The following is a 22,971-nucleotide window of genomic DNA, read 5'->3' as shown; positions in this document are numbered from 1 at the left end:
AATTCTGGGCGCCGCACGGGTTACCGGCCATGGCGATTCCTCCGGGTGTCATGCCTAATCCTCCGGCATCAGCCTTCAATGGATCGCATTGGCCATCAGACCTGCGATGATGCTTTCATCCCTTTTTCCGCGACTTTTTTGTGAAGAGCTCTCATGTTGTTGACCCGTCATCTCGACGCCAATGCCACCCTGGTTTCATTGATTCAGCCGCTGACCACCCGCGATGGTTTCGCGCCCACGGCGTTGCCGGGTGTGCAGGTTTTGCGGGCCAGTTGTGATGTGGCTCGCGGCCCGCAGATTTATGAGCCGAGTCTGGTCATCATCGCCCAGGGCAGCAAACTGGCGTATCTGGGGCCGCGTACGCTGGAATACGGCGCCGGGCATTATTTGATTCAGGCCTTGCCGGTGCCGTTCGAGTGCGAAACGTTTTCAGCTCCCGATGGCCCGATGCTGGGTGTTTCCATCGCCATTGACCGGGTGTTGCTCGGTGAGTTGGTCTTGGCCATGGGGCTGGCGCCGGGGCGTAGTATTGCGGCGCAAACGCCAGAGTCCATGACCTCGGCGGTGCTCGACGATGCGATGCGTGGTTGTGTTGAACGGCTGCTGCGTTGCCTGCACGATCCGCTGGAATGCCAGGTTATGGGGCAGGCGCGATTGAGGGAATTGTTGTTCGTCGCCTTGCGCGGGCCGCAAGCCGATGTGTTGCGGGCGCTGGTCGAGCAACAGGGGCAATTCGCCCGGATCGCGGCGTCGCTCAGCCATCTGCATGCGCATTACACCGAACCCTTGAACGTCGAGACCTTGGCCAGTTGCGCGAATATGAGTGCGTCGACCTTTCATGAGCATTTCAAACGCAGCACGTTGTTGTCTCCAGTGCAGTACTTGAAGCGCTTGCGTTTGCTCAGGGCCCAGCAGTTACTGCTGGGCGAGGGGTTGGGCGTGGCACAGGTGGCGCATCGGGTCGGGTATCAAAGCACGTCGCAGTTCAGTCGCGAGTACAAACGCTACTTCGAGCGTAATCCCGGTGACGAACGCGCTGCCTGACAGGAATCGCGGGCAACAAAAAGGCCCCCGTTCGGGAGCCTTGATGTTCAGCCATTCGACTTACATGTTTGGGTAAGTCGGGCCGCCAGAGCCTTCCGGCGCCACCCAGGTGATGTTCTGTGCAGGGTCCTTGATGTCGCAGGTCTTGCAGTGAACGCAGTTCTGGGCGTTGATCTGGAAGCGCTTCTCACCGTCTTCCATGGTCACCACTTCGTACACGCCGGCCGGGCAGTAACGCTGGGCAGGCTCATCGTACAGCGGCAGGTTCTTGGCGATCGGGATGCTTGGGTCGGTCAACTTCAGGTGGCACGGCTGCTCTTCTTCATGGTTGGTACCGGAGATGAACACCGAGCTGAGTTTGTCGAAGCTGATCTTGCCGTCCGGTTTCGGGTAGTCGATCTTCTTACAGTCGGCCGCAAGCTTGAGGCACGCGTAATCCGGCTTGGTATCGTGCAAGGTGAACGGCAGTTTGCCGCCGAAGATATTCTGGTCGAGCCAGTTGAAACCGCCACCGACGATGGCGCCGAACTTGTGGATCGCCGGGCCGAAGTTGCGGCTGGCGAACAGTTCGTCGTAGAGCCAGCTCTTCTTGAACGCGTCGACGTAAGTGGTCAGCTCTTCGGTGCCGTCCTTTTCAGCGAACAGCGCTTCGGCCACGGATTCAGCGGCGAGCATGCCGGACTTCATCGCGGTGTGGCTGCCTTTGATCTTGGCGAAGTTCAGGGTGCCGAGGTCGCAACCGATCAGCGCGCCGCCCTTGAAGACCATCTTCGGCAGCGAGTTCAGGCCGCCTTTGCAGATGGCGCGAGCGCCGTAGCTGATGCGCTTGCCGCCTTCCAGGTACTGCTTGAGCACCGGGTGATGCTTGAGGCGCTGGAACTCGTCGAATGGCGACAGGTAGGTGTTGCTGTAGGAAAGATCGACGATCAGACCGACTACGACCTGGTTGTTTTCCAAGTGATAGAGGAACGAGCCACCGGTGTTCTCGGTGCCCATGATGTCCAGCGGCCAGCCGGCGGTGTGGACCACCAGGCCTGGTTGATGCTTGGCCGGGTCGATTTCCCAGATTTCTTTCAGGCCGATGCCGTAGTGCTGGGCGTCGGCCTCGCTGTCGAGGTTGAAGCGCTTGATCAGTTGCTTGCCGATGTGGCCACGGCAACCTTCGGCGAACAGCGTGTACTTGCCACGCAGTTCCATGCCTGGGGTGTACAGGCCTTCTTTCGGGTTGCCTTCGCGGTCAACGCCCAGATCGCCAGTGATAATCCCGCGAACCACGCCGTTCTCGTCGAACAGCGCTTCCTGAGCGGCGAAGCCTGGGTAGATTTCCACGCCCAGGTTCTCGGCCTGCTGTGCCAGCCAGCGGCACAGGTTGCCCAAGGAGATGATGTAGTTACCTTCGTTGTGCATGGTCTTGGGCACAAAGAGGTCGGGAATCTTTTGCGCGCTGTCGGCGTTCTTGAGAACGAAGATGTCATCGCGAGTGACTGGCGTATTCAGCGGGGCGCCGAGTTCTTTCCAGTCAGGGAACAATTCGTTCAGGGCGCGTGGTTCGAACACGGCGCCGGACAGGATGTGAGCACCGACTTCGGAGCCTTTTTCGACCACGCAGACGCTGATTTCCTTACCGGCTTCGGCGGCCTTCTGCTTCAATCGGCAGGCGGCGGAAAGACCAGCGGGGCCGGCACCGACGATGACCACGTCGAATTCCATGTATTCGCGTTCCACAGGTTATCTCCTACTCAAGGCTCAACAGTTTTTTTTCTAATTGGAGGTTTGGTGTCGCATCCATGAATTCCTGCGCAATGCAGGAAGAGGACAATCGATGAGCCACCTTTCTCTCTAAGGTGGCGCATTATATCTACACCACTCCTAGCGTCCAATACAAACGTTTGTTTGAATCGGCTCAAAGCCAGAGAAATCAAAGTCACGCGGCTTATGACTGGCCATTTTGCCGTATTGACCGGAATAGGCGTTCCGGTCAAGATACGGTCGGTTTTGCGCTCGCCGTAGGCTGACTGTTGGTTTCAAGAGCACCTCTAAAGACAGGGCGATGGCAGTACAAGGTGATGCGCAGCGCAGGTTCCGGCGCGCAGTTTACACGCCGCGATAATGAATGACTCGTCAGTCACCACTGACGAACGGTCATCTTCATCGTGAGCGCTTGTCACTTGACACCTTTGCCAGCGTTTTTAGAGGTGCCCTTGCGCCGATGAGCATCAAACCGCCAGGTTCGCCTAGGCGACTTTCTTTTCACCGGAGAGTAACGAGGAATCCATGAAGGTTCTTGTAGCTGTCAAACGCGTTGTGGATTACAACGTCAAGGTTCGCGTCAAGGCGGACAATTCCGGCGTCGACCTCGCCAACGTCAAGATGTCGATGAACCCGTTCTGCGAAATCGCAGTGGAAGAAGCCGTACGCCTGAAAGAGAAAGGTGTTGCGACTGAAATCGTCGTCGTCTCCATCGGCCCGTCCACCGCTCAAGAGCAACTGCGCACCGCGCTGGCTCTGGGTGCCGACCGCGCCATCCTCGTCGAATCCGCTGAAGACCTGACTTCGCTGGCCGTTGCCAAGCTGCTCAAGGCTGTTGTCGACAAGGAACAGCCTCAGCTGGTGATCCTTGGCAAACAAGCCATCGACAGCGACAACAACCAGACCGGCCAGATGCTCGCTGCATTGAGCGGCTACGGTCAGGGCACGTTCGCGTCCAAAGTCGAAATCAGCGGCGACACCGTTGCCGTGACTCGCGAAGTCGACGGCGGCGCGCAGACAGTTTCCCTGAAACTGCCGGCCATCGTCACCACCGACCTGCGTTTGAACGAGCCGCGTTACGCGTCCCTGCCAAACATCATGAAGGCCAAGAAGAAGCCTCTCGAAGTGCTGACTCCGGACGCTTTGGGCGTTTCCACCGCCTCCACCAACAAAACCGTGAAAGTCGAAGCGCCAGCTGCACGCAGCGCGGGTATCAAGGTCAAGTCGGTGGCTGAACTGGTCGAGAAACTGAAAAACGAAGCGAAGGTAATCTAAATGACTATCTTGGTTATTGCTGAACACGACAACAAAGTGCTGGCCCCGGCCACGCTGAACACCGTGGCTGCCGCCGTTAAAATCGGTGGTGACATCCACGTTCTGGTAGCAGGTCAGGGCGCTGGCGCCGTGGCTGAAGCCGCTGCGAAAATCGCTGGCGTGGCTAAAGTGCTGGTGGCCGACAACGCCGCCTACGCTCACCAGCTGCCGGAAAACGTTGCGCCGCTGGTTGCAGAGTTGGGCAAGGGCTACAGCCACATCCTGGCTGCCGCTACCTCCAACGGCAAAAACATCCTGCCGCGCGTTGCCGCTCAGCTGGACGTTGACCAGATCTCCGAGATCATCTCGGTCGAAAGCGCTGACACCTTCAAGCGCCCGATCTACGCCGGTAACGCCATCGCAACCGTTCAATCGAACGCTGCGGTCAAAGTCATCACCGTTCGTGCTACCGGTTTCGACCCGGTCGCGGCTGAAGGTGGTTCGGCGGCTGTTGAAGCCGTTGCGGCTGCTCACGACGCTGGCATTTCGAGCTTCGTTGGCGAAGAACTGGCCAAGTCCGATCGTCCTGAACTGACCGCTGCCAAGATCGTCGTTTCCGGCGGCCGTGGCATGCAGAACGGCGACAACTTCAAACACCTGTACGCCCTGGCTGACAAGCTGGGCGCTGCCGTCGGTGCTTCGCGCGCCGCGGTCGACGCAGGTTTCGTACCCAACGACATGCAGGTCGGTCAGACCGGCAAGATCGTTGCTCCACAGCTGTACATCGCCGTCGGTATCTCCGGCGCGATCCAGCACCTGGCCGGCATGAAAGACTCCAAAGTGATCGTTGCGATCAACAAGGACGAAGAAGCGCCGATCTTCCAGGTGGCCGATTATGGCCTGGTGGCGGACCTGTTCGAAGCAATCCCTGAGTTTGAGAAGCTGGTCTAATCCAGCGACCTGACTTATAAAGAGCCCGACCTTTTGGTCGGGCTTTTTTTTTGTTCCGGATTTGAGTGGGAGAGTGTTGCCATGGATCTGCGCCGCGTTTACGGCTGGTCATTGCTGCTGGGTCTGACGGTGTTGCCAGCGCTGTCCGTCGCCGCGGGCAAGTGCGAACGCCTGGTGGTGACCGGCAGCCCGGACGCGCCGCCGTATCTGTGGCAAGACCCGCAAAACCCCAAGCACCTGATCGGCGCCAGTGCCGACCTGTTGCAGCAAGTGGCGGGGGAGTTGGGGATCAAGGTCCAACTGCTTTACGCCGGCAAACGCTCCCAGGCCCTGGACGAAGTGCGCAGTGGACGAATGGACATGCTGGCGGATGCGTCATTGACGGTCAGCGAACTGGACACTCTGGATTACATTCATCCTCCGTTACTGGAAAACGATTACCTGGTCTGGACCCGCAAAGACTCGACGCTGATCTACAACGAAGCGCAGGACCTTCACGGTCATCCCGGCGCGTTGTCGGAAAAGTCTCGTATGACCCCGGTATTTGGCGCGTTCGCCGAGCAGCAATTGACCCTCGTACGTACACCTAACCTGACCCAGGCCTTTCAGAAATTGCTACTGGGCGAGGTGGAATTTGTCCTTGCCGGACGCTACTCGGGCATGGCGGCCGCGCAGACACTTAAGCTGGCTAGCGATCTGATCGCCCGTCCACTACCGATCGACAAACCCGGCCTGTTCCTCGCGGTTTCCCACAACTCCGCCTGCAACGATCCGTGGTTGCGCGGACAGCTGGCCAAAAAGATGACAGAATTGCCCGCGTCCGGACTGACGGAGGCCGTGCTGCAACGCAATATCGAGCGCTGGAAGGCGCAGCTCTCACAACCGCCGCAACAACCTGTCAGTACCCCAAAACAGTAGGGATTTTTAGTGAGTATTCGACCTCTTTTCGCTGCCCTGGCCGTTCTGGCTCTGGCGGGTTGTGCAGCCGATCCGGCGCCGAATGAACAAATGCGCCTGACCGAACAGGCACTCGAGCAGGCCAAGGCCGTGGGCGCCACCCCCGCCGATGTGCCGGAAATGAAACTGGCTGAAGAAAAGTTCAACCGCGCCAAGGGCAGCATGAACGACCAATCCTTCAAGAACGCGCGCATGCGGGCCGAGCAGGCCGAGCTGGACGCGCGTCTGGCCGAAGCCCGGGTTCTGACCCTCAAGAGCGAGGAACAGTTGAACGTGCTTAATACCCGCATCACTCGCCTGCGCAAGCAACTGGGAGATGCCCAATGAACCTCAAGACCAAAGCCCTGGGCGGTTTGATCCTGGCAGGCTGCGCCAGCCTCTATGGTTGTGCCGGTCAGCACAGCGAAGCCGCGTTGCAGCAGGCCAGCACTGACTTCCAGAAGGTCAAGGAAGATTCCAACGTGCTGCGAATCGCGCCCAAGGACGTTATTCGCGCCGGTGAGTCGCTGGCCCGTGCCGATCGTCTGTCCAGCTATTGGGGCAGTGGATCGGACGTGCTGCATTACGCTTACCTGAGCGAGCGCTATAGCGAAATCGCGCGCGAACACACCAATCAGGTGCTCAACGAAGAACGTGCGGCGAAGCTCGAACTGGAGCGTCAGCGCCTGCAACTGGCCCTGCGCGAATCCAAATTGCTCAGCGTGCAGCAGCAGGGCAAGTGGCTCGAAGAACAGATTGTCGCGCTGGCGACCACCCAGACCGACCGTGGCCTGGTGATGACGTTGGGCGACGTGCTGTTCGACACGGGCGAAGCGGAGTTGAAAAACTCGGCGAACCGCGTGGTGTTGAAGATCGTGCAGTTCCTGCAGCTCAACCCCAAGCGCGTGGTGCGCATCGAAGGTTACGCCGACAGTACCGGCGGCAAGCAGGAAAACCTCAAGCTGTCCCGTGACCGTGCGCAATCGGTGGCGGACGTGTTGATGGATTTGGGCATCGACGATAAACGTATTCAGGTCGAAGGCTACGGTGATGAATATCCGGTCGACGTGAACGCCTCCGAACGGGGACGTGCACAGAACCGTCGGGTGGAAATTGTGTTCTCTGACGAAAAAGGCCAGCTCGGCGCTGCCCGCTAAGGGCTGCGTCACTGGAAAACCCGGCCTGCCCGTCAGCGCCGGGTTTTTTTACGCCTGCTGATGAACTCTAAAAAACAGTACAGTTTTTGCTGACACTGCACTGTACGGTCGACTATTGTGGCAACTGTCCCAGTACACTTCTAAACTGTTCCGGTATTGTTTCACACAAGAATAAAATGCCCGTGAAATCGAGTGCTGCGTCATGACCAATCTTTTGCTCTACCAACGTATTGCTCAGCAACTGGCCGAAGACATCCGCCGTGGCGTCTATCAACCGGGGGAGCGCGTGCCTTCGGTGCGCAAGATGAGCTCGCAGCTCAACGTCAGCCATGCGACGGTGCTGCAGGCTTACGCCAACCTCGAGGATCAGGGGCTGATCCGCGCCCGGCCGCAGTCCGGTTACTACGTGCACCAGACCCCGGCCCTGACCGCGCCGACACCGGACATCGCCCGGGTCGAGCGTCCAGGTCTGGTCACTCGCAGCAGCATCATCCAACAAGTCCTGGTCGAATCCCGCCGCGAAGGTGTTTTCCCTTTGGGCGCCGCGGTACCGAGCGTTGATTATCTGCCGGTACGGGCGCTGCATCAGCAACTGGCCAAAGTCACTCGTTTCCATAGCCCGCGGGCGTTCAGCTACATGTTCAGCCCGGGTTTCGAACCGTTGCGCCGACAAGTGGCAATCCGCATGCGCGATGCCGGCGTGGTGGTCGATCCGTCGGAAGTGGTGATTACCCACGGCTGCGTAGATGCGTTGCAGATGTCGCTGCGTGTGCTGACCCGCCCGGGCGACCTGATCGCCGCCGAGTCGCCGACCTACTACGGTTTGCTGCAACTGGCTGACCTGCTGGGCCTCAAGGTCATCGAGATTCCGAGCGATCCGGCCACCGGTATGAGCCTCGAAGCTTTGCAGTTGGCGGCCAACCAGTGGTCAATCAAGGCGCTGGTGCTGACCACTCGTCTGAGCAATCCATTGGGCGGCACCATGCCCGAAGAGCGGCAAAAGCAACTGCTGCGCCTGGCCTCGGATTTCGATATCCAGATTGTCGAAGACGATATCTACGGCGAATTGATGTTCGAGCAGGGTCGCACCAAATCACTTAAAGCCTACGATCGGCTGGATCGGGTGATCTATTGCTCAAGCTTCTCCAAAACCCTGTCGCCGGGCGTGCGGATCGGCTGGATGATTGCCGGCAAGTACCAGCAGGAAATCCAGCGTTTGCAGACCTTCAGTACCCATTCGGCCTGCAGCGTCACGCAGATGGGCATTGCGGCGTACCTGGAGAACGGCGGCTACGACCGGCATTTGCGCTACATCCGTCAGGAGTACCGCAAGAACCTCAGCGCTTTCCAGCTGGCGGTGCAGCAATACTTCCCGGAAGGCACGCAGATGACCCGGCCGACCGGCGGCTTCATTCTGTGGGTCAGCCTGCCGGGGCGGGTCAATACTCAGGAGCTGCACGTTCGTGCGTTGCAGCAGGGCATCAGCATCGCGCCGGGGCTGATTTTCAGTAACACCGAGCAGTTCAATCACTGCATTCGGCTGAACTGCGGCACACCCTGGAACCGTGAAGCCGAGCGTGCGTTGATGACCTTGGGCATGCTCGCCACCCAGCTCTGTCAGGAGATGGTCGGCGGCTTTTGAGGGGGCGGGCAGGATATTCCTGCCCGAGCTTGTCATGTCGCGTGCAACAGGCGAGCATATGGCTCCTGCCGTTTGTACCGTTGGGTCCATGAAGCCGATTTTCCCCGCCGTCTGGCTATCGATCTGCCTGCTGATGACCTTCCAGGCCGAAGGCGTATTGGCGGCTTCCGTTCAAGAAAAACCGGCAGCAAGCGCCACCGCGAAAAAACCGGCACAGGTCAAGAAAGCCGCGCCGGTCAAAAAGACAGTGGCCAAGGTGAAAAAGCGACCGCCGATTGCCTCCAAGTCCAAAGCCGCCAGTGAGATCGTAAAAACCAAGCTTCCTTCGGCCGACCTGGATTTGAGCCTGCCCCAAGACATGGCCGAGGAGCTGAAGCCGCTCGGTACGGTAGCGTTGCCACGGCACGATGCACTATTGCCGCAAATGTTTGGTGAGAAGGCTGGTCCGTTTCAGCTCAACGGAAGGCTGATCAGCAACGAAATGAAGTTGCAACTGCGCAACGAAGAGCGCCGTGAAGTCGAAGGCGCAGCCCTGGAATTCGAGTTCAAACGATAATTTCCTTCCGTCCGTGACCCGCTGGCCAGACGCTTTGTCGGAGACTGGTCAGTCACGCTCGTTTAAGCGAAAAAACCCGGGTCCAGACAATTTTAAACAAGCGTTTTAGCGGTTACTCTGTGCCACGTCCTTTAACACATCGCCCGTCGAGGAGCTCGTCGTCATGAAATGCCGTGAAGGCTGTGGCGCCTGTTGCATTGCCCCTTCCATCAGTTCACCGATTCCCGGCATGCCCAATGGCAAGCCCGCCGGAGAACGTTGCGTACAACTCTCTGTCGATAACCTGTGCGGCATTTTCGGCAAACCGGAACGTCCTGCAGTGTGTTCGGCGTTCGAAGCCGACATCGAAGTCTGCGGAAGCAGCAGTGACGAAGCGATCAAATTGTTGGGTTGGTGGGAGCAAATGACGGCGGCGTGATGTGTTCAACGAACGGATCTTCAACAATAAGGAATAAGACTATGGGTTCGCTGCAACGTATGGCTGTGTTGTGTGGTTTGACGGTTTTGCTGGCTTCCACGGCCGCTCAGGCAGAAGACTGGAAAGTTGCCAAGAACGAAGACGGCATCAAGGTTTCCTTGAGTGAAGTGGCTGGCTCCGATTACAAGGCTTACCAGGGCGTCACCCTGATGAAGACTACCATTGCCAAACTGCGCGCTTTGCAGGAAGACGTGTCAGGCGCTTGCGCCTGGATTCACGACTGCAAAACCCAGAAGTTGCTCAAGCACGAAGGCGATCAAAGCTGGACCTACACCCAGTTCAATACGCCTTGGCCGGTTACCGCGCGTGACTCCGTGTTGCATGTCACCACCATCGAGGGTGCTGACGGCAGCCTGACTCGCAAGCTTGAAGGTGTGCCGAAGTACATTCCTGAAGAAAAAGGCTTTGTGCGGGTTACCAAGGTCGACGGTTTCTGGAAGTTCGTGCCCAAGGGCGATCAGATCGAAGTGACCTATCAGGTACACACCGAGCCGGGCGGTAGCATTCCGTCGATGGTGGCCAACAAGTTTGTGGTTGATGCGCCGTTTAATACCTTGAAAGCCCTGAAAGAACGCGCCGAGAAGTAATCACTCCGTTTTTTTGATGAAGCGCCCTGACTTTGTTCGGGGCGTTTGCTATTTGGTAGGGCTGCTTATTTGATCGGGGGCATATCCGTTTCTTCGGTCATGGCGACTGGTGGTTTCGCTTTTACAGCGAGTCACTTTGGAAAAGAACCCCAAAGTAACCAAAGGGTTCTTGCCCCTTTCGTTCGGTGCCTCGCTGTGGCTCGGCATGCCCTCGCTCCGGTCCTGCTCCGTGGGCCCGCCGCCATCGGCCATCCATGGCCGGGGGCGGCTAACCCGGCATCCATGCCGGGTTGCCCACTGCGCAGAACCTCCACTCGGCCTCTCGATGGGGCGGTGCATCAAGATCAAAAGCTGCAGGCGAGCTAACGCTCGGCCTGTTGAGTGGTGAGGAGCGAAAGCTGTACGCCGATCCATTGTGGGAGCGAGCCTGCTCGCGAAGCTGTTGATCTTGCCGTTGCCGTTGCTGTTGCCGTTGCCGTTGCCGTTGCCGTTGCCGTTGCCGTTGCTTTGGCTTTTGATTTTGATCTGTTGCCCCTTTCCCAGAGGCCGAACGCAGGCGTTGCGTAGGGGGCACCGCGGCAAGGATGCCGCGGTAGCCGCCCCCGGCCATGGATGGCCGATGGCGGCGGGCCCCCGGAGCAATGCCGGAGTGAGGGCATGCCGAGCCTAGGCGAGGCACCGAATGGCGGGGCAAGAGCCCTTGGTTACTTGGGGCTTTTCCAAGTGACTCGCTGTAAAAGCGAAACCGCCAGCCGCCGTTACCGCAGAAACGGATATACCCCCCGAACTAACTGCATTAGGGCTGCGGGGTTTTATTTTGTTTCCAGATATGCGTTGCACGAAATTTTCACAAAGCCTCCAAGACAATTCGCCCGCGCCAACATGCAGACAGTAATCAATGGCAATGCCGCGAGTGATCGTGCAACATTTGCGCACCGCGCAAGCCCCGGGGCCGAGAACTGGCCAACAGAGGGCAGGGCGCCGCTGTATTTTTTGAAACTTCAACTTCCAATGGGTCCTAAAACGACATGGCAAACCCGGACGCCCTGAGTCAGCAGCGAGCTTCTAGTCGCCTGCTGCAACCGACCGTCAAATCGCATCTGGCCTACACGCTGCTGTGTGCCCTGGTCATGATGGTCATGTTCAGCCTGCTGCGCGTTGCGCTGCTGGTTTACAACCGCGAGATGATCCTCGACACCCCGGCCTCGACCTTTCTCGAAGCGTTCGCCAACGGTCTGCGTTTCGACCTGCGCCTGGTGGTCTACCTCAGCATTCCATTGCTGCTGGCGCTGTTCAGCGTCCGGGCGATGGCCGCACGCGGGTTCTTCCGGTTCTGGCTGACCATTGCCTCGAGCATCGCGCTGTTCCTGGGCCTGATGGAGATGGATTTCTACCGCGAGTTCCACCAGCGCCTCAACGGCCTGGTCTTCCAATATGTGAAGGAAGACCCGAAAACCGTGATGAGCATGCTCTGGTACGGTTTTCCGGTGGTTCGCTACCTGCTGGCCTGGGCCGTGGGCACGTTGATCCTGACCCTGGCGTTCAAGGGCGCCGACCGCGCCACCCGGCCTCGTGGCCCCTTCAGCGGCGGCAGCATTGGCACGCGCCAGATCGCCCCGTGGTATGCGCGCATCACGGTATTCGTCGTCTGCCTGCTGGTTTGCGTGGTGGCCGCTCGTGGCACCCTGCGTCAGGGCCCGCCACTGCGTTGGGGTGACGTTTACACCACCAACTCGAACTTCGCCAACCAGTTGGGCCTCAACGGCACCTTGTCGCTGGTCGCCGCGGCCAAGAGCCGCATGTCCGAAGATCGCGACAACGTCTGGAAGGCCACGTTGCCACAGCCTGAAGCGCAGAAAATCGTGCGTGACATGCTGGTGATGCCGGACGACAAACTGGTGGATGCCGAGACCGCCGCCGTGCGTCGCGATTACACGCCGCCGGCCGACAAGACCCTGCCGATCAAGAACGTCGTCGTGATCCTGATGGAAAGCATGGCCGGTCACTCGGTGGGCGCCTTGGGTGCACCGGGCAACATCACGCCGTACCTCGACAAACTGTCGAAGGAAGGCCTGCTGTTCGACCGCTTCTTCTCCAACGGGACCCATACTCACCAGGGTATGTTCGCCACCATGGCCTGTTTCCCGAACCTGCCAGGTTTCGAATACCTGATGCAGACGCCGGAAGGCAGCCACAAGTTGTCCGGCCTGCCGCAATTGCTCAGTGCCCGTAACTATGGAGACGTGTACGTCTACAACGGCGACTTCGCCTGGGATAACCAGTCGGGTTTCTTCAGCAACCAGGGCATGACCAACTTCATTGGTCGTAACGACTTCGTGAACCCGGTGTTCTCCGATCCGACCTGGGGCGTGTCCGACCAGGACATGTTCGACCGTGGTCTGGTCGAGCTCAAGGCACGGGAAAACGGCAAGCCGTTCTATGCGTTGCTGCAAACCCTGTCCAACCACACGCCATACGCCTTGCCGACCCCATTGCCGGTCGAGCGCGTGACCGATCGCGGTAGCCTGAACGAGCATTTGACCGCCATGCGGTACGCGGACTGGGCGCTGGGCCAGTTCTTTGAAAAGGCCCGCAAGGAGCCGTACTTCAAGGAAACCCTGTTTGTGATCGTCGGCGACCACGGTTTTGGCAACGAGCGTCAGATCACCGAAATGGACCTGGGCCGCTTCAACGTGCCGATGCTGATGATCGCACCGGGCATCCAGGAAAAGTTCGGCCAGCGTGACCATACCGTGGGCACGCAGATCGACATCGTGCCGACCATCATGGGTCGTATCGGTGGCGAAGTGCGTCATCAGTGCTGGGGCCGCGATTTGCTCAACCTGCCTGAAGGCGACACCGGTTTTGGCGTGATCAAGCCGTCGGGTAGCGAGCAGACCACCGCCATCATCACGGCTGATCAGATTCTGGTGCTGCCGAAGGAAAAGGAAATGGCGCCGAAGATGTACCAGTACGAACTGGGCGCGACACCTCACGCCGAGATCGTTCCGGATGCGCCGCGTACCGCTGAGTTGAAGCTCAAGCTCGAAGCGTTCCTGCAAACGGCGACCAAGAGTCTGATCGACAACACCGCCGGTGTGGTTGATGGCAAGCCGGACTAAGTCTTGATGCAATAAAAAAGAGGCCCTTGAAAAGGGCCTCTTTTTTTTGCCTGTTAAACCTTTATATCTTGCCGAGCAACAGCAGGATCAACAGCACCACCAACACCACGCCGATGATACCCGACGGGCCATAACCCCAACTTCTGGAGTGCGGGAAGACCGGTAAACCACCTACCAGCAGGAGGATCAGAATAATGATTAGAATTGTGCCCATGTCTATTTCCTTGTTGGAAGTGTTCTGGAATTACCTGGCGTTTAATGGTCAGCCGGGCTGCTATAAAACCGGGCTGCTTACAAATTCCGACTGTGGCGAATGAAGGAAAATTCCAAGTTTTTTTAATGTTTTTCGAAGAAAGGCTTATTTCGTTTTTATTGCTCTAGTGGGTTCAGGCACGCTCCCGGTTTGCTCGGGCCATTCAGCAATCTGATGGAGCGTGGGTCGGGCATTGTCCTTCGCTACACTCGATGCATCTTCCCCGGAACAACAAGGCTGTTTGCTATGCAAAATCGCATGATGATCACTGGTGCGGGCTCGGGCTTAGGTCGCGAAATCGCACTGCGCTGGGCGCGTGAAGGCTGGCAGCTGGCCTTGTCGGATGTCAGCGAACCCGGTCTGCAGGAAACCCTGAAATTGGTTCGCGAAGCCGGCGGCGATGGTTTTATCCAGCGTTGCGACGTGCGCGATTACAGTCAGCTGACCGCTTTCGCCCAAGCCTGCGACGAAAAACTCGGTGGCATCGATGTCATCGTCAACAACGCCGGCGTTGCCTCGGGCGGCTTCTTCAGTGAACTGTCCCTGGAAGACTGGGACTGGCAGATCGCGATCAACCTGATGGGCGTGGTCAAGGGTTGCAAGGCCTTCCTGCCGCTGCTGGAAAAAAGCAAAGGCAAGATCATCAACATCGCGTCGATGGCCGCCCTGATGCAAGGCCCGGCCATGAGCAACTACAACGTCGCCAAGGCTGGCGTGGTGGCGTTGTCCGAAAGCCTGCTGGTCGAACTGGCGCAACAGGAAATCGGCGTGCATGTGGTGTGCCCGTCGTTCTTCCAGACCAACCTGCTGGACTCGTTCCGTGGCCCGACGCCGGCCATGAAAGCCCAGGTCGGCAAGTTGCTGGAAAGCTCGCCGATCAGCGCGACCGACATTGCCGACTACATCTATCAGCACGTTGCTGCTGGCGAGTTCATGATTCTGCCTCACGAACAGGGCCGTATGGCCTGGGCGCTCAAGCAGAAGAATCCGCAATTGCTCTACGACGAAATGACCGCCATGGCCGATAAAATGCGCGCCAAGGCCAAACAAACCGCAGGCTGAACTTGCCCGTACGCAACACCGTCGTTAGGGTGGCCGCCATCGGCCATCCTCGCGGGACGTTTGCATGCTCAATTATTTGTGGTTTTTCCTCGCCGCGCTGTTCGAAATCGCCGGCTGTTTCGCCTTCTGGATGTGGCTGCGCCAGGGTAAAAGCGCCTGGTGGGTCGTGCCGGCTTTGCTCAGTCTGACCTTGTTCGCGCTGCTGCTGACCCGCATCGAAGCGACCTACGCCGGTCGCGCCTATGCCGCGTACGGTGGCATCTACATTATCGCGTCGATCGGCTGGCTGGCGGTGGTCGAGCGAATTCGTCCGCTGGGCTCGGACTGGATCGGCGTGGCGCTGTGTGTGATCGGGGCCAGCATCATCCTTTTCGGCCCGCGCTTCTCCGCGTCCTGAAGGATCGGTCCTTCATTCAATGGAATTGTCGGACGTTTCCATAGGAGCTGTTCGGGGTGCGCTGTAGGGCGGGACTGATTTGCTGCTGTCGCATTGTAGGCCCGCTGAGTGCAGGGCATCTTCAGGGTTCGATAACCCTGAAGGACGAATGCCATGCTTGTACTCAGTCGCGTTGTGGGCGAATTGATTTCCATCGGTGACAACATTTCCGTGCGCATTCTTGCCGTCAACGGAGGCAGTGTGCGCTTCGGTGTCGAAGCGCCGCAAAACGTCAATGTGCACCGGGCCGAGGTCTACGACCGCATCCAGCTCAAACTGGCGAAAAACAAAGGACGCTGAAGGCGTCAGTCGAACAGGTGCTTGGGCACATCGTGCTTGAGCATCAACTGGCACTGCTCGCTTTCCGGATCGAAGACAATCAGCGCCTGGCCCTTGGTCAATGCCTGGCGAACACGCAGAACACGGGTTTCCAGCGGCGTGTCATCGCCGTTGTCCGTACCGTCACGGGTCACGAAATCCTCGATCAGGCGGGTGAGGGTGTCGACTTCAAGTTGGTCGTGGGGGATCAGCATAGGCACCTCGGCTAAACAATGGCGCGATGCTACGGCGAATGACCGATGGCGACTAGCCTCGGCCTCACGTGTTGCCTGACCTACCGCCATCGCGAGCAAGCTCGCTCCCACAGTTAACCACGTACTTCCATGGGAATGCGGTCGAATGTGGGAGCGAGCTTGCTCGCGATGGCGGTAGGTCAGGCGACGAAAAAGTCAGAGTCAGGTATCCGAGCGCTGACCCACCAGACTATCCACCGACGGCACCCGCGTATCGCTTTCCATCTGCGTCTCATGTTCGATCTGATGACTGAACCGGTCCAGTGACCCTTTGGCCGGTTGTGCATCGCTGGCAAACACCGGCGGACTCAGAATGTAGGCGCCGAGCAACCGACTGAGCGCAGCGAGGCTGTCGATGTGGGTGCGTTCGTAGCCGTGAGTGGCGTCGCAGCCGAAGGCGAGCAGGGCGGTGCGAATGTCATGCCCGGCAGTGACCGCCGAATGGGCATCGCTGAAGTAATAGCGGAACAGGTCACGGCGCACCGGCAACTCATTGTCACTGGCCAGGCGCAGCAGATGCCGCGACAGGTGATAGTCGTAGGGTCCGCCGGAATCCTGCATTGCCACGCTCACCGCGTGTTCGCTGGAATGCTGACCCGGCGCGACCGGGGCAATGTCGATACCGACGAATTCGCTGACGTCCCACGGTAACGCCGCCGCCGCGCCACTGCCGGTTTCCTCGGTGATGGTGAACAGCGGATGACAGTCGATCATCAGCTCTTCGCCGCTGTCGACGATCGCTTTCAGCGCCGCCAGCAATGCCGCGACGCCGGCCTTGTCATCGAGATGACGGGCGCTGATGTGGCCGCTTTCGGTGAACTCCGGCAAAGGGTCGAACGCGACAAAATCACCGACGCTGATGCCCAGCGAGTCGCAATCGGCGCGGGTGGCGCAATAGGCGTCCAGACGCAACTCGATGTGATCCCAACTGATCGGCATTTCATCCACGGCGGTATTGAACGCATGCCCCGAAGCCATCAGCGGCAGCACGCTGCCACGGATCACACCGTTGTCGGTAAACAGGCTGACCCGGCTGCCCTCGGCAAAACGGCTGGACCAGCAGCCGACAGGCGCCAGGGTCAGACGGCCGTTGTCCTTGATCGCGCGAACCGCCGCGCCGATGGTATCGAGGTGAGCGGAGACCGCGCGGTCGGGACTGTTTTTCTTGCCCTTGAGGGTGGCGCGGATGGTGCCGCGACGGGTCATCTCAAAGGGAATGCCCAGCTCTTCAAGCCGCTCGGCGACGTAACGCACGATGGTGTCGGTGAACCCGGTCGGGCTGGGAATGGCGAGCATTTCCAGCAGGACTTTTTGCAGGTAGTTCAGATCCGGTTCGGGAATGTTGCTGGTCATGGAAACTCCTGATGAGTTGAGGCCATCGATGGTTCCGATGAGGGGAAAAATTTGGTGCCTGACCTGACGCCTTCGCGAGCAGGCTCGCTCCCACAGGGGAATGCGGTCAAATGTGGGAGCGAGCGAGCTTGCTCGCGATGGCGATGGCGATGGAACAGGCAACACATCAATGTCAGGCCGCCGGCTGACTGTGCGGAAACAACAAGTCCACAAACCGCTCAGCCGTCGGCTGCGGTTCATGGTTAGCCAAACCGGCACGCTCATTGGCTTCGATAAACACGTACTCCGGTTGATCGGCAGCGGGCACCATCAGGTCGAGTCCGACCATTGGAATATCCAGCGCCCGCGCCGCCCGCACCGCCGCATCCACCAAGGTCGGATGCAGAATCGCCGTGACATCCTCAAGAATCCCGCCGGTATGAAGATTCGCCGTCTTGCGTACGAACAGATGCTCACCGGCCGGCAGAATGCTGCTGTAGTCATAACCCGCCGCGTGCAAGGTGCGCTCCGTCTCATGGTCCAGCGGGATTTTGCTTTCACCGCTGGTCGCCGCCTGACGACGCCGGCTCTGCGCTTCGATCAGTGCACCGATGGAATGCTGACCGTCGCCCACCACTTCTGCCGGACGACGAATCGCCGCGGCGACCACCTCAAAACCGATCACCACAATCCGCAAATCGAGGCCTTCGTGGAAACTCTCCAGCAGCACTCGACTGTCGAACTGGCGGGCGGATTCGATGGCCTGCTGGACCTCTTCGATAGTCCGTAAATCCACCGCAACGCCTTGGCCCTGTTCGCCATCCAGCGGTTTGACCACCACCCGTTCGTGCTCGTCGAGAAACGCCAGATTGTCATCGGCATTACCGGCCAGTTGCTGCGACGGCAGGTTCAAACCGGCGGCCTTGAGCACTTTGTGCGTCAGGCTTTTGTCCTGGCACAACGTCATGCTGATGGCGCTGGTCAGATCGCTGAGGGATTCACGGCAACGTACGCGGCGTCCGCCATGGATCAAGGTGAACAGGCCGGCATCGGCGTCATCGACTTGCACTTCGATGCCGCGACGGTGCGCTTCCTCGACGATGATCCGTGCATAAGGATTGAACTCCGCTTCAGGACCCGGGCCCAGAAACAGCGGCTGATTGATGCAGTTTTTGCGCTTGATCGCGAACGTCGACAGGTTGCGAAACCCGAGCTTGGCGTAAAGACTTTTCGCCTGCCGGTTGTCGTGCAGCACGGACAGGTCCAGGTAACTCAGCCCACGGCTCATGAAGTGCTCGATCAAATGCCGCACCAACACTTCACCGACGCCCGGTCGCGAGCATTGCGGATCGACCGCCAGGCACCAAAGGCTGCTGCCATTTTCTGGATCGTTGAACGCCTTGTGATGGTTGAGGCCCATGACGCTGCCGATGATCGCGCCGCTGTCCTCGTCTTCGGCCAGCCAATACACCGGGCCGCCCTGATGGCGCGGAGTCAGCAGACTCGCGTCGATCGGTAGCATGCCGCGCAACTGATACAGCTGATTGATCGCCAGCCAGTCCGCATCGCTCTGGGCCCGGCGGATGCGAAAGCCGCGAAACACCCGAGTCGACTGGCGGTAGTCGCTGAACCACAGGCGCAAAGTGTCGGACGGGTCGAGAAACAACTGGGCCGGCTCCAGCCCCAGCACTTGCTGAGGTGCAGCCACGTACAGGGCGATGTCGCGTTCACCGGTGTGCTCGTTGAGCAGCTCTTGGGCCAGGCTTGCCGCATCCGGAAAGGTGTGGCCGATCAGCAACCGGCCCCAACCGCAATGCACGGCAATCGGTGCGGCGCCTAATTCACTGCCGTCTTCGGCCAGGCGCGCCTGCAAGCGTTCGTACGAGGGCGCCTGACCGCGCAACAAGCGTTGGCTGTAGGCCGTGGCGTGGGGTTTCATCGATCAGATTCCTTGTTCGCTGAGCCACAAGTTCAGGGCCGCCAATTGCCACAGCTTGGAACCGCGCAACGGAGTCAACTGGCCTTGCGGATCGGTCAGCAGGCGATCGAGCATCTCTGGCTTGAACAGGCCGCGATCCTGACTCGGATCGAGCAGCAGTTCGCGCACCCAGTTCAGCGTATCGCCCTGCAAATGCTTCAGGCCGGGGACCGGGAAGTAACCTTTCTTGCGATCGATCACTTCACTCGGAATCACCAGCCGCGCCGCTTCTTTCAAGACTTGCTTGCCGCCATCCGGCAGTTTGAATTTGCCCGGCACGCGGGCCGACAATTCCACCAGGCGATAGTCGAGAAACGGCGTACGCGCTTCCAGGCCCCAGGCCATGGTCATGTTGTCGACGCGTTTGACCGGGTCGTCCACCAGCATGATCGTGCTGTCCAGACGCAAGGCTTTGTCCACCGCTGCATCGGCGCCGGGCTGTGCGAAATGTTCCTTCACGAAGTCGCCAGCGGCGTCATTCGCTGTCAGCCATTTCGGCTGCACGGTGGCGGCGTAGTCGTCGTAGCTGCGGTCGAAAAACGCATCGCGATAGGCGGCGTACGGATCTTCGGCACCGTCGACTTGTGGGTACCAGTGATAACCGGCGAACAACTCGTCGGCACCCTGGCCGCTCTGCACCACTTTGCAATGCTTGGCCACTTCGCGGGACAGCAGATAGAAGGCGATGCAGTCATGGCTGACCATCGGTTCGCTCATGGCGCGGAACGCTGCGGGCAGTTGCTCGATGATTTCTTTTTCGTCGATGCGCAATTGGTGATGCTGGGTGCCGTAGTGCTTGGCGATCAGGTCTGAATACTGGAACTCGTCGCCGCGCTCGCCGCCGGCATCCTGGAAACCGATGGAGAAGGTCGACAGGTTTTCAACACCGACTTCACGCAACAGACCGACCAGCAGGCTCGAGTCGACACCGCCCGAAAGCAGAACACCGACGTCGACCGCCGCACGTTGACGGATCGCCACCGCGTCACGGGTGCTGTCGAGTACACGGTCGCGCCAGTCTTCGAGTGTCAGATTCATCTCGTCGGCGTGTGGGCCGTAGGGCAGGGTCCACCAGGTTTTCTGCTCGGTGGTGCCGTCCGCTTCGATGCGCATCCAGGTGGCTGGTGGCAGTTTTTCGATGCCAGCCAGCAAGGTGCGCGGGGCCGGGACTACGGCGTGGAAATTCAGATAGTGATTGAGCGCCACCGGATCGAGGATCGGGTTGATGTCGCCGCCTTTGAGCAGCGCCGGCAACGCCGAGGCAAAGCGCAGGCGCTGGCCGGTGCGCGACAGGTACAGCGGCTTCACGCCGAGACGGTCGCGGGCGATGAACAGGCGTTGGGCGTCACGCTCCCAGATGGCGAAGGCGAACATGCCGTTGAGCTTGGGCAGCAGCGCTTCGCCCCAGGCGTGATAGCCCTTGAGCAGCACTTCGGTGTCACCACCGGAATAGAAGGCATAACCGAGGCTTTCAAGCTCGGTGCGCAGTTCCGGGAAGTTGTAGATCGCGCCGTTGAAGGCCAGGGACAAACCCAGTTGGTTGTCGACCATCGGCTGCGCCGAGCCGTCCGACAGGTCCATGATTTTCAGGCGACGATGGCCCAGGGCAATCGGCCCTTGGGCATGAAAGCCCCATGCGTCAGGGCCGCGAGGGGCCAGGTGATGGGTGATTCGCTCAATGGCTGCAAGGTCTGCAGGTTGATGATCAAAACGTAACTCGCCAGCTAATCCGCACATAAATTCCTTACCGGTTTTTCCGTTGGGGAGGGTCAATCGATACCGCGCCAAAAACGGCGGGTACTCAGAAACTGACCCGGCTGAATCCCCGGAGTTTTAGACCGATAAGTTATAAGGCGCGCCGTCAGACTTTTCCGCGGACCAACTGGCGCACGGCGAAACGGTTGGGATGGCAGGCCTCGGCGACCGTTCTGGGCAGGGGCAGAGGCTCGTTTTCGATCCATGCCGCGAGCAATTCACCCGACAGTGGCGCAGTGATCAGACCGCGAGAGCCGTGGCCGCTGTTGACGTAAAAACCCTCAAGCCAGGGGCAGGGAATGTCCGGCACTTGCCGGGCGTCCTTACTCAGTACGGCGTAGGCGTCGGCGAACGCTGCTTGCTCGGCCAACGGGCCAACGATCGGTAGGTAGTCTGGACTGGTGCAGCGGAACGCGGCGCGTCCTTCAAGCTGTTGCGGGTCCAGTGCCCGAGCCTGCAGTCGCGTGGCCAGGTCGGGGGAGATTTCCTCGAGCAAGGCCAGGTTGCCGAGGTGTTCGGCGAGGGTCGGGGTCAGGTCATCGCTCTTGAAGTCGAAGCTGGCGCCGAGGGTGTGTTCGCCCAGTCGAGCCGGTGCCACATAGCCTTCGGCGCAGACGACGGTGGCCAGGCTCTGGCTTTCAGGGGTTTGCGCGAGTCGGGTGATCTGGCCACGAATGCGTTTGAGGGGCAGCTCGGCGCTTTGAGGGAAACGCTTGATCTCGGCGGCGCCGGCCAGGATCACCACGGGGGCACTGGCCAGCAAATCATCACCGTCCCAGGCCTGCCACTGATCATCAACCTTGCGCAGTTCCAGGACATCGCGATGGGGCAGCCACTGGATGTTCGCCGAAGACGCCTGCCAATGGCACAACGCCGGCGGATGAACCCAGCCACCTTGCGGGAAGAATAATCCGCCGTGCTCCAGGGCGATGCCGGCCTGAATCTGGGCTTGCGGTTGATCGAGCAAGTGCACCAGGTCTGGCGAAAAGGCGGCGGTCAATTGCGCTTGACGCTCGGCTTCCTTGGCGTTGAAGGCCAGTTGCAAGACCCCGCAATCGTCCCAGTCGACGCCCCGTTGCAGATGTTCGAGCAAGCGTCGGGTGTGACCGAAACCACTGACAATCAGCTGCGACAACGCAGTGCCGTGGGCCGACAGCTTGAGATACAAAACGCCCTGAGGATTGCCCGAGGCTTCCTGCGCCAGCGCATTGTGACGCTCCAGCAGACTCACTTGCCAACCCCGCGCCGCCAGGCTGGCGGCGCTGGCGCAACCGGCCAGTCCGGCGCCGATCACCATCGCGCGACGCTCGCCGTTCAGTGGCGTCGGCCGCGCAAACCACGGTTTAGCCACGGCGGGCGCAGGGACTTCTTCAGGCCAGCCGAGAAACACGCCCCGCAGGATTTCCCATTTGTGGCCAATGCCTGGCGTGCGCTTCATCTTGAAGCCCGCCGCATTCAGCAGGCGGCGCACCCAGCCGGTGCTGGTGAAGGTGCTGATGGTCGAGCCGGGGGCCGCCAGGCGCGCCAGTTCGGCGAACAGCTCGGCGGTCCACATGTCAGGGTTTTTCGCCGGGGCAAAGCCGTCGAGAAACCAGGCATCGATCTGCGCGTCCAGTTGCGGCAATTGTTCCAGCGCATCACCGATCAGCAGGGTCAGGGTCACGCGGCCGTTGTCCAGTACCAGGCGCTGGAAGCCTGGGTGGATTGCGATGTATTGCGTCAGCAATTGATCGGCAAACGGTTTGAGTTCCGGCCACAAGGCCAAGGCACGCTGCAGATCGGGCAGGCTCAGCGGGTACTTTTCGACACTGACAAAATGCAGCCGCGCCCCGGTCACCGCGTGCTGTTCGAACAGCTGCCAGGCGCAAAGGAAATTCAGCCCGGTGCCGAAACCGGTCTCGCCAATCACCAGTCGACCGCCGGCCGGCAATGCGGCAAAGCGTTCACGCAAAGCGTTCTGTTCGAGGAATACGTAGCGGGTTTCGTCCAGCCCCGACAGATCGGAAAAATACACATCATCGAACACCCGCGAACGCGGGAGCCCTTGGTCGTCCCAGTCGAGCTGGGCGTGGGGCAATACAGGTTTCATGGCAGGCTCGGCAACGGC

21 protein-coding genes are annotated in these 22,971 nt (G+C 59.7%); 14 read left to right on the top strand and 7 right to left on the bottom strand.

Annotated elements, in window-relative coordinates:
* Positions 1-153 precede the first annotated feature (153 nt).
* Entirely contained in the window at positions 154-1,044 is an 891-nt protein-coding gene (locus AC3IUE_RS24355) for an AraC family transcriptional regulator (RefSeq protein WP_283181186.1), read from the top strand.
* 60 nt (positions 1,045-1,104) lie between these two features.
* On the opposite strand, the gene AC3IUE_RS24350 is transcribed toward AC3IUE_RS24355, so the two are convergent.
* Positions 1,105-2,769 (bottom strand): electron transfer flavoprotein-ubiquinone oxidoreductase, encoded by a 1,665-nt coding sequence (locus tag AC3IUE_RS24350; protein WP_489264007.1) that lies wholly within the window; start codon positions 2,767-2,769, stop codon positions 1,105-1,107.
* A gap of 549 nt (positions 2,770-3,318) precedes the next feature.
* Here AC3IUE_RS24350 and AC3IUE_RS24345 point away from each other — a divergent pair.
* The 10 genes from AC3IUE_RS24345 to AC3IUE_RS24300 all read left to right on the top strand — a co-directional run bounded on the left by AC3IUE_RS24345 (position 3,319) and on the right by AC3IUE_RS24300 (position 13,476).
* Positions 3,319-4,068: an electron transfer flavoprotein subunit beta/FixA family protein gene (locus tag AC3IUE_RS24345; protein ID WP_056745417.1), complete on the top strand. Its 750-nt coding sequence runs from the start codon at positions 3,319-3,321 to the stop codon at positions 4,066-4,068.
* Positions 4,069-4,998, top strand: a complete 930-nt coding sequence (locus tag AC3IUE_RS24340) for an electron transfer flavoprotein subunit alpha/FixB family protein (protein WP_489264005.1) — start codon at positions 4,069-4,071, stop codon at positions 4,996-4,998. It begins immediately after the preceding gene.
* An 81-nt stretch (positions 4,999-5,079) separates the two neighbouring features.
* Entirely contained in the window at positions 5,080-5,916 is an 837-nt protein-coding gene (locus AC3IUE_RS24335; protein WP_489264004.1) for a substrate-binding periplasmic protein, read from the top strand.
* Positions 5,917-5,925: 9 nt separating this feature from the next.
* Positions 5,926-6,282, top strand: a complete 357-nt coding sequence (locus tag AC3IUE_RS24330; RefSeq protein ID WP_056745411.1) for a DUF4398 domain-containing protein — start codon at positions 5,926-5,928, stop codon at positions 6,280-6,282.
* Positions 6,279-7,091, top strand: coding sequence for an OmpA family protein (locus AC3IUE_RS24325; protein ID WP_489264003.1), 813 nt, complete (start codon positions 6,279-6,281; stop codon positions 7,089-7,091). Before AC3IUE_RS24330 ends, AC3IUE_RS24325 begins: the two co-directional genes overlap by 4 nt.
* A 202-nt stretch (positions 7,092-7,293) precedes the next feature.
* Complete coding sequence (locus tag AC3IUE_RS24320) at positions 7,294-8,733, top strand: aminotransferase-like domain-containing protein (protein WP_008146981.1); 1,440 nt, start codon at positions 7,294-7,296, stop codon at positions 8,731-8,733.
* 88 nt (positions 8,734-8,821) lie between these two features.
* Positions 8,822-9,289, top strand: a complete 468-nt coding sequence (locus AC3IUE_RS24315) for a translation initiation factor 2 (RefSeq protein WP_489264002.1) — start codon at positions 8,822-8,824, stop codon at positions 9,287-9,289.
* Positions 9,290-9,452: 163 nt separating this feature from the next.
* Entirely contained in the window at positions 9,453-9,707 is a 255-nt protein-coding gene (locus tag AC3IUE_RS24310) for a YkgJ family cysteine cluster protein (protein WP_056745406.1), read from the top strand.
* Positions 9,708-9,748: 41 nt separating this feature from the next.
* Complete coding sequence (locus tag AC3IUE_RS24305) at positions 9,749-10,354, top strand: START domain-containing protein (protein ID WP_056745401.1); 606 nt, start codon at positions 9,749-9,751, stop codon at positions 10,352-10,354.
* A gap of 1,028 nt (positions 10,355-11,382) precedes the next feature.
* A complete protein-coding gene (locus AC3IUE_RS24300; protein WP_056742509.1) occupies positions 11,383-13,476 on the top strand; it encodes an LTA synthase family protein in 2,094 nt (697 codons plus the stop codon).
* A 61-nt stretch (positions 13,477-13,537) separates the two neighbouring features.
* Here the strand turns inward: AC3IUE_RS24300 and AC3IUE_RS24295 are convergent, their stop codons facing one another.
* Entirely contained in the window at positions 13,538-13,696 is a 159-nt protein-coding gene (locus tag AC3IUE_RS24295; RefSeq protein WP_174602692.1) for a DUF3309 family protein, read from the bottom strand.
* Between the two features lie 279 nt (positions 13,697-13,975).
* On the opposite strand from AC3IUE_RS24295, the gene AC3IUE_RS24290 reads away from it, so the two are divergent.
* From AC3IUE_RS24290 to csrA, 3 genes are all read left to right on the top strand, one after another.
* Positions 13,976-14,791 (top strand): SDR family oxidoreductase, encoded by an 816-nt coding sequence (locus tag AC3IUE_RS24290; protein WP_056742507.1) that lies wholly within the window; start codon positions 13,976-13,978, stop codon positions 14,789-14,791.
* Between the two features lie 64 nt (positions 14,792-14,855).
* On the top strand, positions 14,856-15,188 hold the full coding sequence (locus tag AC3IUE_RS24285) for a YnfA family protein (protein WP_461978067.1): 333 nt from the start codon (positions 14,856-14,858) through the stop codon (positions 15,186-15,188).
* Positions 15,189-15,341: 153 nt separating this feature from the next.
* The gene (gene csrA, locus AC3IUE_RS24280; RefSeq protein WP_046049117.1) at positions 15,342-15,527 is read left to right on the top strand and encodes a carbon storage regulator CsrA; all 186 of its coding nucleotides are present in this window, start codon (positions 15,342-15,344) and stop codon (positions 15,525-15,527) included.
* A gap of 5 nt (positions 15,528-15,532) precedes the next feature.
* Here the strand turns inward: csrA and AC3IUE_RS24275 are convergent, their stop codons facing one another.
* From AC3IUE_RS24275 to mnmC, 5 genes are all read right to left on the bottom strand, one after another.
* Positions 15,533-15,760 carry a YheU family protein gene (locus tag AC3IUE_RS24275; protein ID WP_003199186.1) on the bottom strand — a complete coding sequence of 76 codons (228 nt, stop codon included), beginning with the start codon at positions 15,758-15,760 and terminating at the stop codon, positions 15,533-15,535.
* Between the two features lie 201 nt (positions 15,761-15,961).
* Positions 15,962-17,152 (bottom strand): osmoprotectant NAGGN system M42 family peptidase, encoded by a 1,191-nt coding sequence (locus tag AC3IUE_RS24270; RefSeq protein WP_056742504.1) that lies wholly within the window; start codon positions 17,150-17,152, stop codon positions 15,962-15,964.
* Between the two features lie 172 nt (positions 17,153-17,324).
* Positions 17,325-19,070 carry an N-acetylglutaminylglutamine synthetase gene (ngg, locus tag AC3IUE_RS24265; RefSeq protein WP_489264001.1) on the bottom strand — a complete coding sequence of 582 codons (1,746 nt, stop codon included), beginning with the start codon at positions 19,068-19,070 and terminating at the stop codon, positions 17,325-17,327.
* A gap of 3 nt (positions 19,071-19,073) precedes the next feature.
* Complete coding sequence (locus AC3IUE_RS24260) at positions 19,074-20,846, bottom strand: N-acetylglutaminylglutamine amidotransferase (protein ID WP_008151236.1); 1,773 nt, start codon at positions 20,844-20,846, stop codon at positions 19,074-19,076.
* 124 nt (positions 20,847-20,970) lie between these two features.
* Entirely contained in the window at positions 20,971-22,953 is a 1,983-nt protein-coding gene (gene mnmC, locus AC3IUE_RS24255; protein ID WP_489264000.1) for a bifunctional tRNA (5-methylaminomethyl-2-thiouridine)(34)-methyltransferase MnmC2/FAD-dependent 5-carboxymethylaminomethyl-2-thiouridine(34) oxidoreductase MnmC1, read from the bottom strand.
* Positions 22,954-22,971: the final 18 nt, after the last annotated feature.

The organism is Pseudomonas sp. GL_093 (assembly GCF_057837605.1).
This window is presented reverse-complemented; position numbering and strand designations above follow the sequence as displayed.